A 9,574-nucleotide genomic window follows, 5' to 3' on the forward strand; every position below is an offset into this window, starting at 1 on the left:
ACCCCCGCATCCCGCTGCGACCTCGACCACATCCAACCCTTCAACCACGACCACGACCACAGGAGCGAGAACGGGAGCGACACCACGATCGCGAGCGACACCACGAAGCCCGGCCAGACGAACGCCCACAACCTGCACGCCCTGTGCCGCAAGCACCACCTGCTCAAGACCCACGCAGGCTGGGGCATCGTCCGCGACCCCGAGACCGGGATCACGACCTGGACCACTCCCACCGGCCGCGTCCACGCCCGGCCGCCCACCGTCCTGGACACCCACACCGAGCTCGACCAGATCGACCCCGACACCAGCCACGACCTCACCCTCCAAGCCCTCACCGGCCAACGCCTACCCCGCAGCTACCAGACCACCGAACCCGGAGCCATACCGGCACAGGACCCACCGACACACGCGACACCGACCAACACCACCAACCCGACCGACCCCGACCAACCACCCTTCTAAGCAGGCCGATCCGGTCCGCCCAGGTGCTCCCCGAAGAACGCCAGCGTCCGCTCCCACGCGTCCGCCGAGGCCTCCGGGTCGTGCGTCATGCCCTGGACCCGCATCAGCATGCCGAGCGGACCGGTGTACTGGGCGAGGAACGAGTGTGTCGCCTCCGGGTACACCTTCAGGTCCGACGAGACGCCCGCGCGGTCCAGGCCGGCCCGCAGCTTGTCGACCTCGCCGACGTCGACCACCTTGTCGCGCGCGCCGAAGCTCGCCACGACCGGGCACGGGGCCGACAGCATCTGGTCCAGCGCAGCGGGCTCCTGCCGCCCCTTCGGGAGCAGGCCGTAGTTCACGGCAGCGGCGTCGAACCCGCCGCGGCCCGCCGCCACCAGGGCGAACCGACCGCCCATGCAGAACCCGATGATCCCGACCCTGCTGGTGCAGTCCGGCCGGTCCGCGAGCGCCGCGCGCTCGGCCTCGAGCCGCTCGTAGGCAGGGCCCTGGTCGGCGATGAAGCTGCGGAATGCCTGCCGGAGACAGCGTCCCCGCTGGTACATCGACGGGGCGTGCACGAGGTAGCCCCGTTCGGCGAGGTAGTCGCAGACGCGACGCACCTCTGCGGTCATCCCGTACGCGTCGTGCACGACGACGACGCCGGGGAACGGCCCGGGGCCGTCGGGAACGGCGGTGTATCCGGGATGCACGCGACCTCCTGGGGCTGGACGAGATGCCTGGGACCGTACCGCACCTTATGCATGGTGCACACCCCTTCCGGGCGACATGATGTGCACCATGTTCACCAGTACAGAGGCCGCGATGGACCTACGGGTCGCCGCGTACGCCGTCATCACCGACGACCAGGGCCGTATGCTGCTGCCGCACTGGAACGAGGGCACGCGCAGCGGCTGGACCATGCCGGGTGGTGGGATCGACCCGGGCGAGGACCCGGCCGACGCCGCCGTCCGGGAGGTCCTCGAGGAGACCGGCTACCACGTGGAGCTGGACGGCCTGCTCGGCGTCGACAGCTTCCTGATTCCCGGCCCGGAGCGCGTCTTCCCGTCGGACCGCCCGGTCCACGCGCTGCGGATCGTGTACCGGGCGCACATCACCGGCGGTGAGCTGCGCGTCGAGGAGGACGGTTCGACCGACGGCGTCGCCTGGCACACGCCGCAGGAGGTCGATGCACTCGACCGGGTTCCCCTCGTGGACATCTCCCGCCGCTGGGCGGGCCTGGTCGGCTAGTACACGTCTACGGGCGCAGCGATGGCGGGAAGCCCGTCCAGCGCAGGTCCTGCGGCAGGTGGCCCATGTCGTTGAACAGCACGACGGTCGGCGGCAGGCCGTCGCGGTACTCGAGCACCGTCAGCGCGGTGTTGCCGCTGTTCAGCCCGAGCCATCGGGCGGGCGGCGCGTCCAGGGCGTGGCGGAGCAGCCACGCGACCTGGAACGCATGGGTCACCAGGACCTCGCGGGTCTCGGTCTCGGCGGGCTTCGCGAACCGGTCCACCAGCTCGGTGGCGAGCCGTTCGCCCGGCGCACGCTCCGCGTCGTCGTACCCGTCGAAGAACCCGGCCCAGGCCGGCGGGAGGTCCGGCGCGGCCGGGACGTGCGGCACGTGGTCGACCAGCTCGGCGGCCTCGGCGACGGGCACGCCCGGCAGGTGCTCGCCGATCACGTGCGCGCTCGCCGCCGCACGGGGCAGCGGCGAGTGCCAGACCGTGTCGATCGGCAGGCCGGCGAGCCGCTCGCCCAACAGGCCGGCCTGCCGCCGTCCGACGTCGGTCAGGTCGCCGAACGCGTCCGCGGCGCCGTGGCGTGCCAGGTAGAGGTGTCTTGTCGCCATCCGAAGAACCTACTGCCCGCCGGTGTCTCTAGGCACCCCGCTGGATGCCGAGGGTCGAGATCAGGTCCTCGTGCAGCTCCATCCACACGACGTGGCACGACCCTATGCCCGTGCCCGCAACCCATTCACCTTGCCCGGACCGCGCCTTGCCGAGCGCCGCGGAGAACCGGGTGTCGTACCCCTCGAACCGGGCGAGCGCCGAAGTCAGCTCTGCGACCAGCGGTGCCAGCTCACCGTCCAGCGCCGCGAGCTCTCCCAGCACCCGCGCGTCCCACTCCGGGTCGGTGTGGGTGTTCGGGGTAAGCCGGTCGCCGTCCTCCGGACGGAGCTGCCAGTCGGTGCACGCCTGCAGCAGGCGGGCGTTCAGCGGCCCGAACGCCTCGTGGGCCCGCTCGACGACGGGCCGGGCGCCGGCGTCGCGCAGCTCCTCGGCCAACCGCCGGTCGTCCTCGGCGCGGCCGCGGTCGGTCATGGACCAGCCGGCGGTTCCGGCGAACGCTGCCTGCCTGACCCAGCCGTACGCCTCGTCGTCGAGCAGGATCTCGCGGGTGTCCGCCTCGTCGAGGCCGAACCGGGCGGCGACGGCGTCGTCGTCGGCCATGCCCTGGATCCGGACGGAGTGGAGCACGAGCAGCTCGGGCTGCGAGGATCGGGCGAGTGCCGGGTTGTGCGTCATATTTCGCACCGTGCATCCTTCGGCGACCGGTGTCAACGCAGGTAGATACGCCCAGGGAGAAGCCATGACGAACAGCTCCGCCGTCTCGCACACCGCAGGAACGCCCGGGAGCCCGGGGCGCGCGTCCGGGCCGGCGCGTGTGGTGCACGGCCCCGACGACTTCGCCAGGGTCCGGTCCGGCGATGTGCTCGTGTGCCGGTTCACGGAACCGGCCTGGACGGCGCTGTTCGGCGTCGTGGCCGCCGTCGTCACGGAGACGGGCGGCGTGCTGTCCCACGCCGCGATCGTGGCGCGCGAGCACGGTATCCCCGCGGTGCTCGCGGTCCCCGGCGCCATGACGACGCTGCGCGACGGCGAGACCGTCACCGTCGACGGCGACGCCGGACGGGTCAGCGCTCACGAGCCGAGCTGAGCGACCACCTCCTCCTATCCTGGGACCAACCCACCCGGAAGGCACGACATGAGCTTCAGCCACCCCACCGGCACACGGGGCGCCAAACAGCCGGGACGCATGTTTCGCTGGATGAACCGGCTGCTCATCGGTCGCGCCCGGCGCACCGACCGCACGACCATGGGGATGAACCTCCTGGTCCTGACCACGGTCGGGCGCAAGAGCGGCCAGCCTCGCGAGACCCCGCTCGCCTGGTTCCCCGGACCCGACGGCAGTTGGCTGGTCGTCGCGTCGGCCGGGGGCGCACCCGCCAACCCGGCCTGGTACCTCAATCTCGCAGCCCGTCCGGACGAGGTGACCGTCGAACAGGCGGGCCGCAAGGTCGCCGTGACCGCCCGGGAGCTGCACGGTGCCGAGCGGGCGGAGGCCTGGACGAAGATCACCACCGAGGTGGACCAGTTCCGCAGGTACGAGGAAGGCACTGACCGGGAGATCCCGGTCATCCGGCTCACGCCGCGGTCCTGAGCCCGGGTGGGTGTCAGTGCTCGTGGGTAGTGTCGTGGGCATGACGCACGCCGCCACCACGTCCCCGGCCGCCACAGCTCTCCAGACCGCGGACTGGCGGCGGCGCGTCTTCGCGCTGTACGCCGGCGTCCGCGTCCGTGCGGCAGAGGACCCGGCCGCCGCGCACGCCTACTGGACCATGACCCGCGACGAGCTCTTCGCGACCCATCCGGCGTCACCGATCCTCCCCGAGGACAAGCCCGGCTTCACCGGCCTGTCCGTCACCCCGTACGACCCGGCCTGGCGCCTGACCGCCCCCGTCGTGCAGGCAGAGCCAGGGCCCGACGGCGCTCCCCGCCGCCTCGACGTCCCGACCGGGACCGACGGCGTCGTGCCGTTCGAGCTGCTCGGCAAGGTGGTCCTGCCCGGGCTGGGCTCGCTCGACGTCTGGCGCCTCGCCTCGTACGGCGGCGGCCTGTTCGTGCCGGTCAAGGACACGCTCGCCGGCGCCGCCGGCGGCACGTACGGCGGCGGGCGCTACCTCCTGGACAGCATCAAGGGCGCGTGGCTCGGCCACGCGGGCGGCACCGACGGCCACGCGGGCGGGTACGACGACGGCGTCGGCGAGCTGGTCCTCGACCTCAACTTCGCCTACAACCCGTCCTGCGCCTACGACCCGGCATGGACGTGCCCGCTCGCCCAGCCGGGCAACATGCTCGACGTCGACGTCCCCGTGGGCGAGCGCACTCCGCACTGAGACACGGACGCGAGGCGAGGTGAGGCTATCCAGCCCTCCCCCGGGCGTTGGCCTCGCGCCCCGAGTCCTGGTTGCCTGGGGCCATGACCACCGAACCATCCGAGCGGGGTCGCCCCGGCACCGGCCGTCCCGTCGTCGGGCACGCGGGCGAACCGCACACCGAAGGACTCGCCGAGCGGCTGAACTGGCTGCGCGCGGGAGTGCTCGGCGCCAACGACGGGATCGTGTCGGTGGCGGCAGTCGCCGTCGGCGTGGCAGCGGCGACCACGCGGACCGGGCCCATCCTCACCGCCGGCCTCGCCGCCCTGGTGGGTGGCGCGATCTCGATGGCGCTGGGTGAATACGTGTCGGTCTCCAGCCAGTCCGACAGCCAGAAGGCCCTCATCGCCAAGGAGAAGGCCGAGCTCGCCGAGATGCCAGAGGAGGAGCTCGCCGAGCTGGCGGAGCTCTACGCGGCCAAGGGTCTCTCCCCCGGCACCGCCCGCCAGGTCGCCGTCGAGCTCACCGAGCACGACGCCCTCTCCGCACACCTGGACGCCGAGCTCAACATCGACGAGAACGAGGTGGTCAGCCCCTGGAACGCGGCGATCGCTTCGGCGGTGGCATTCACCCTCGGCGCCGTGCTGCCGCTCGTGGCGGTGCTCCTGATCCCCGAGCCCTGGCGGGTCGCCGCCACCTTCGCCGTCGTGCTGGGAGCTCTCGCCGGGACCGGCTGGACCGCCGCATGGATCGGCGGCGCGCCGCGCGTGCGGGCGACGGCGCGGGTGGTCGTCGGCGGTGCGCTCGCCCTGGGCGCGACCTTCGCCGTCGGCTCCCTGCTCGGCACGACGGCGATGGGGTGAGTACCGTTAGCGCCCGATGAACACCATCGACATCACACCGCCCCCTGCCGGTGCGCCATCGGAGGCCTATGGCGTGCACTCCGAGGTCGGCCATCTGCGCAAGGTCCTGGTCTGCGCACCAGGACTCGCGCACCAGCGACTCACCCCGTCCAACTCGGCCGACCTGCTGTTCGACGACGTCCTGTGGGTGGAGCGCGCCCAGCAGGACCACGCCGACTTCGTGGCCGAGCTGCGCAGCCGCGACGTCGACGTCGTCGAGCTGCACGCCCTGCTCGCGGAGACGCTCCGTGTGGCGGGTGCCCGCGACTGGCTGCTGGACCGCAAGATCGTCCCGGAGATCGTGGGCAACGGCCTGGTCGAGGCGACGCGCGAGTACCTCGAGTCCCTGCCGGAGCACGAGCTGGCCCGATACCTGATCGGCGGCCTCGCCGTCGCCGACGTGCCGGAGCTGCCGCCGGGCTTCCGCGCCCTGGCTGACATGAGCCCCGACGCACGCGAGTACCTCATGCCGCCCCTGCCGAACACCCTCTTCACGCGGGACACCACGTGCTGGATCTACGGCGGCCTCACGCTCAACCCGCTGTACTGGCAGGCGCGCCGCGACGAGACCCTGCTCATGAAGGCGGTCTACACGTTCCACCCCGACTTCGTGGGCAGTCGCGTGTGGTGGGGCGACCCGGAGACCAGCCACGGCGAGGCCACCTTCGAGGGCGGCGACATCATGCCGATCGGCAACGGCACCGTCCTGATGGGCATGAGCGAACGCACCTCGCGGCAGGCGATCACTCAGGTGGCCGCGTCCCTGTTCGAGCAGGGCGCCGCCGAGCAGATCGTCGTCGCGGGCATGCCACGGCTGCGTGCCGCGATGCACCTGGACACGATCATGACCTTCGTCGACGTCGACACCGTCACGGTCTACCCGCGCATCGTGGACCGCGTGCACCCGTTCGTGCTGCGCCCGGACTCCGGTCCGCTCGGGGTATCGGTGACCGACGCCGGGGGCTCGTCCTTCCTCGACGTCGTGGGGCAGGCCTCCGGGCTGGGCGAGCTGCGGGTCATCGAGACCGGCGGTGACGTCTACGAGTCGGAGCGCCAGCAGTGGGACAGCGGCAACAACTCGGTCGCCGTCGAGCCCGGCGTCGTGTTCACCTACGACCGCAACACCACCACGAACGACCTGCTGCGCAAGGCAGGGGTCGAGGTGATCGAGATCGCGGGCGGCGAGCTGGGCCGCGGCCGCGGCGGCGGGCACTGCATGACGTGCCCGATCATTCGCGAACCCGTGAGCTGGTAGACGCCGGCGTGGCGCGACACGCCGTAGCGTCGCGCCACGCCGGTGACTTGGTGCATCCTTGGGTTGCAGTTCCGGAAAAGCCATAGACGCTACCAAGTCCTCGTTGTACCTTTCTTCACACACGGCCTTCGTGCCGTGGCGGCCGGTTGTGTGTCTGCACTGCTTGCCGGAGTACCGATACGAGTCAGATCCGAACACGACGGAAGGACGAGATCCACGATGGTCCGCACCAGCTCTGCACTCCAGGCCTCAGGTCTGTGCACGGTCAGTGCTGCCACCGCGTCGTCCTGCCCGACCACTGCGCAGCACCTGCGGGACGGCCGTGAGGCCATACGAGGCGCCATACGCCGCTGATCCGGTTCTGCCGGACCAGTGCACGTGAGCCGCCTCGGGATGCCTGTTCCCGGGCGGCTCTTGTCGTCCCGGGACCGGACAGCCCCGCACAGCGTCACCCGAACGACCAGCGAAGAAACGAGAAGGACAAGCTCACCGGAAGGAGCAGGCCCGTGGCCGACGTCCTAGTCCTCAATGCCGGCTACGAGCCGCTGCACCGGGTATCGGTCCGGCATGCCATCCATATGCTCGTGCGCGAGGTCGCGGTCGTCGAGGAGGCGGTCGACGGCCGCTCCTTCGGGCCGTTCCCCTTACCGCGCGTGCTCCGGCTGGTCCGGTACGTCACGATGCGGTGGCTCTACAAGTCGGGCGGGGCGCCCGCGTGCACCAAGCAGGGCGTCAAGCGGCGCGACGGCCTGTGCGCGTACTGCGGTGGCCCTGCCGAGACGGTGGACCACATCCTGCCGCGGTCGCGCGGGGGCCCGTCGACGTGGATGAACCTCGTGGCAGCGTGCTACCCGTGCAACTCGCACAAGGCGGACCGCACGCCGGCGGAGGCCGGCATGGTGCTCCACGTGACGCCACACGTCCCACGCGCCGAGTACGCGCGCGCCATCCGGCACCGGGCAGCCCGAGCGGCCTAGGCGAGGTCGGGGCACGCTCCGGTCACGCCCGCGGGGCAGGCCCGGGCGCGGGCTCAGGCCCGGGCGCGATGATCCTGGTGACCGAATGGCGCACGTCGGCCCGGACCTCGTCGACGTCGATCTCCGGCTCGCCCAGAGCGGACAGGAGGCCGCCGACCGTGAGCACGGATCCGAGCACCGTCGCCAGGACCTGGCCGAGCAGACGGTCCGCCGGCACCACTGGGTCGACCAGCTCCGGCTGCCGGGACTGCGCCTCGCGCAGCGCGCCGATCTTGGCCGTGCTCGAGGCCGTGCTCGAGGCCGCCGACTGGTCCGGGGTGCTGAACCCACCCGGTCGCTCCAACGAGTGCCAGAGCACGAGCCGGACGAAGTCGGGACGGCCCACCGCGAAGTCGAACAGCCGAGCGGCGTAGCCGGGCAGGTCATCGGCCTCGAACGGCACGGCGTCCATCAGATCGAGGATCCGCGCGGCGACCACCTGGTCGAACAGCGCCTCCTTGCCGCCGAAGTACGCGTAGATGCGCTGCTTGTTCGCTTCGGCACGCTCCGCGATCCGGTCCACCCGCGCACCGGCCAGGCCGTACCTCGCGAACTCCGCGGCTGCCGCCTCGACGATCCGCTCGGGCGTCGAGGCACGTCCGACGTCGGCGCGGGGGCTGGGCACGCCCCTCACGGCCTGCCGGGTCGGCGGACCGGCGCCGCGGTCGACGTGATCTCCTCGGCGACCGCCCAGAGGCGGGTCGCCGTCCGGGCGTCGCGCATGCGCCGGCTCAGCCGGGCGCGCCTCGGCCTGCCGGTCAGCCCGTAGCGCGGGCCGTAGTAGCCGCCCGCCTCTGCCTCTCGACCGGCGGCGGCGAGCAGGATCGAGCCGGCGCCGTCCTCGGGCGTCATCATGGGGAGCAGGCCGCCGCCGTTCCACCGGACCGGCTGCTCCCGGCCCATGCTCGGCCCGGTGACCTGCAAGTTCGTGCGCGTGAGGCCCGGGTGGGCGGCGGTGCTGAGCAGGGACCAGCCGTGCTTCCCGGCCACCCGCGCCAGGTGCTGGGCGAGGTGCACGTCGCCCAGCTTGGACTGCGAGTACGCGTCCATCGCGCGGTACGTGCGACGCTCCCAGTCGAGGTCGCTGAAGTCGATCCGGCCGAAGTTCGCGGCGGCCGAGGCCATGGTCGCGACCCGGGGCGCCGGCGCTGACAGGAGCAGCGGCAGCAGGAGGTTCGTCAGCGCGAACGGGCCCAGGAAATTGGTGCCCCACTGCAGCTCGTGGCCGTCGGCCGTCTCGAACCGCCGCGGCGGGACCGACACGCCGGCGTTGTTGACGAGGGTGTCGAGCCGGTCGAGATCGCGCTTCAGCCCCTCTGCGAACGCGCGCACCGACGCGAGGTCGGCGAGATCGAGGAGCCGCACCTCCGCCTGGGCATCCGTCCGTACAGCAAGGATCCCGGCGAGCGCGTCGGCACCCTTCTCGGGGTCGCGTACGGCGAGCACCACCCGGGCGCCCGCGACCGCCAGCGCCGTGGCGGCCGCACGCCCCGTACCGCTGTTGGCGCCCGTGACGACGACGGTGCGACCGGTCTGGTCCGGAACGAGGTACATGCAGCTCCTCGGAAGAGGCAGTCCAACCAACTCGTTGGTTGGCTGTTTCCACCATGCCGTGCGGCGCTCGGCACCACAACCCTGGTGCTCGAAGGTGAGGCCGCGCACCGATCCACCCGGCGCACGTCGCTCCGGTCGGTAGAACGTCAGGAGGTCGGTAGCCCGGGCGGCCCGACACCGAGAGTTTAAACCACCCCCCGGGGGCACGCGGGGGGGAGCGGGCCCCCCCGGGCCCCCCCCGGGGGGT

General features: G+C 72.0%; 12 protein-coding genes and 1 pseudogene. 8 read left to right on the top strand and 5 right to left on the bottom strand.

Annotation, left to right across the window (positions count from 1 at the left end):
* Positions 1-462 (top strand): annotated as a pseudogene (locus tag AB0F40_RS26435) (hypothetical protein); the annotation flags it as partial.
* Here the strand turns inward: AB0F40_RS26435 and AB0F40_RS26440 are convergent.
* On the bottom strand, positions 459-1,154 hold the full coding sequence (locus AB0F40_RS26440; protein ID WP_357475064.1) for a dienelactone hydrolase family protein: 696 nt from the start codon (positions 1,152-1,154) through the stop codon (positions 459-461). The pseudogene AB0F40_RS26435 and the gene AB0F40_RS26440 overlap by 4 nt on opposite strands.
* A gap of 112 nt (positions 1,155-1,266) precedes the next feature.
* Between AB0F40_RS26440 and AB0F40_RS26445 the strand changes: the two genes are divergently transcribed.
* The gene (locus tag AB0F40_RS26445) at positions 1,267-1,692 is read left to right on the top strand and encodes an NUDIX hydrolase (RefSeq protein ID WP_357475099.1); all 426 of its coding nucleotides are present in this window, start codon (positions 1,267-1,269) and stop codon (positions 1,690-1,692) included.
* Positions 1,693-1,699: 7 nt separating this feature from the next.
* Here the strand turns inward: AB0F40_RS26445 and AB0F40_RS26450 are convergent, their stop codons facing one another.
* On the bottom strand, positions 1,700-2,293 hold the full coding sequence (locus AB0F40_RS26450) for a histidine phosphatase family protein (RefSeq protein ID WP_357475067.1): 594 nt from the start codon (positions 2,291-2,293) through the stop codon (positions 1,700-1,702).
* Positions 2,294-2,321: 28 nt separating this feature from the next.
* Positions 2,322-2,969 carry a transcriptional regulator gene (locus AB0F40_RS26455; protein ID WP_357475070.1) on the bottom strand — a complete coding sequence of 216 codons (648 nt, stop codon included), beginning with the start codon at positions 2,967-2,969 and terminating at the stop codon, positions 2,322-2,324.
* 64 nt (positions 2,970-3,033) lie between these two features.
* Between AB0F40_RS26455 and AB0F40_RS26460 the strand changes: the two genes are divergently transcribed.
* The 6 genes from AB0F40_RS26460 to AB0F40_RS26485 all read left to right on the top strand — a co-directional run bounded on the left by AB0F40_RS26460 (position 3,034) and on the right by AB0F40_RS26485 (position 7,734).
* Positions 3,034-3,381, top strand: coding sequence for a PEP-utilizing enzyme (locus AB0F40_RS26460; protein WP_357475073.1), 348 nt, complete (start codon positions 3,034-3,036; stop codon positions 3,379-3,381).
* 111 nt (positions 3,382-3,492) lie between these two features.
* A complete protein-coding gene (locus AB0F40_RS26465) occupies positions 3,493-3,885 on the top strand; it encodes a nitroreductase/quinone reductase family protein (protein ID WP_357475076.1) in 393 nt (130 codons plus the stop codon).
* Between the two features lie 40 nt (positions 3,886-3,925).
* The gene (locus AB0F40_RS26470) at positions 3,926-4,621 is read left to right on the top strand and encodes a DUF1684 domain-containing protein (protein ID WP_357475079.1); all 696 of its coding nucleotides are present in this window, start codon (positions 3,926-3,928) and stop codon (positions 4,619-4,621) included.
* A gap of 83 nt (positions 4,622-4,704) precedes the next feature.
* Complete coding sequence (locus AB0F40_RS26475) at positions 4,705-5,463, top strand: VIT family protein (protein WP_357475083.1); 759 nt, start codon at positions 4,705-4,707, stop codon at positions 5,461-5,463.
* 16 nt (positions 5,464-5,479) lie between these two features.
* Positions 5,480-6,757 carry an arginine deiminase gene (locus AB0F40_RS26480; protein WP_357475086.1) on the top strand — a complete coding sequence of 426 codons (1,278 nt, stop codon included), beginning with the start codon at positions 5,480-5,482 and terminating at the stop codon, positions 6,755-6,757.
* A 506-nt stretch (positions 6,758-7,263) separates the two neighbouring features.
* Positions 7,264-7,734 (top strand): HNH endonuclease, encoded by a 471-nt coding sequence (locus AB0F40_RS26485; RefSeq protein ID WP_357475089.1) that lies wholly within the window; start codon positions 7,264-7,266, stop codon positions 7,732-7,734.
* A gap of 22 nt (positions 7,735-7,756) precedes the next feature.
* Here the strand turns inward: AB0F40_RS26485 and AB0F40_RS26490 are convergent, their stop codons facing one another.
* Together AB0F40_RS26490 and AB0F40_RS26495 are read right to left on the bottom strand one after the other, a co-directional pair.
* A complete protein-coding gene (locus tag AB0F40_RS26490) occupies positions 7,757-8,398 on the bottom strand; it encodes a TetR family transcriptional regulator (protein ID WP_357475093.1) in 642 nt (213 codons plus the stop codon).
* 5 nt (positions 8,399-8,403) lie between these two features.
* Entirely contained in the window at positions 8,404-9,327 is a 924-nt protein-coding gene (locus AB0F40_RS26495; RefSeq protein ID WP_357475096.1) for an oxidoreductase, read from the bottom strand.
* Positions 9,328-9,574 lie beyond the last annotated feature (247 nt).

Source organism: Promicromonospora sp. NPDC023987, from assembly GCF_040639055.1.
Lineage (GTDB): Bacteria > Actinomycetota > Actinomycetes > Actinomycetales > Cellulomonadaceae > Promicromonospora.

Excerpts from the sequence above, each read along its gene's own strand:
- AB0F40_RS26445 (WP_357475099.1), top strand. The coding sequence starts at position 1,267 with ATGGACCTACGGGTCGCCGCGTACGCCGTCATCACCGACGACCAGGGC.
- AB0F40_RS26450 (WP_357475067.1), bottom strand. The coding sequence starts at position 2,293 with ATGGCGACAAGACACCTCTACCTGGCACGCCACGGCGCCGCGGACGCG.
- AB0F40_RS26455 (WP_357475070.1), bottom strand. The coding sequence starts at position 2,969 with ATGACGCACAACCCGGCACTCGCCCGATCCTCGCAGCCCGAGCTGCTC.
- AB0F40_RS26460 (WP_357475073.1), top strand. The coding sequence starts at position 3,034 with ATGACGAACAGCTCCGCCGTCTCGCACACCGCAGGAACGCCCGGGAGC.
- AB0F40_RS26465 (WP_357475076.1), top strand. The coding sequence starts at position 3,493 with ATGAACCGGCTGCTCATCGGTCGCGCCCGGCGCACCGACCGCACGACC.
- AB0F40_RS26470 (WP_357475079.1), top strand. The coding sequence starts at position 3,926 with ATGACGCACGCCGCCACCACGTCCCCGGCCGCCACAGCTCTCCAGACC.
- AB0F40_RS26475 (WP_357475083.1), top strand. The coding sequence starts at position 4,705 with ATGACCACCGAACCATCCGAGCGGGGTCGCCCCGGCACCGGCCGTCCC.
- AB0F40_RS26480 (WP_357475086.1), top strand. The coding sequence starts at position 5,480 with ATGAACACCATCGACATCACACCGCCCCCTGCCGGTGCGCCATCGGAG.
- AB0F40_RS26495 (WP_357475096.1), bottom strand. The coding sequence starts at position 9,327 with ATGTACCTCGTTCCGGACCAGACCGGTCGCACCGTCGTCGTCACGGGC.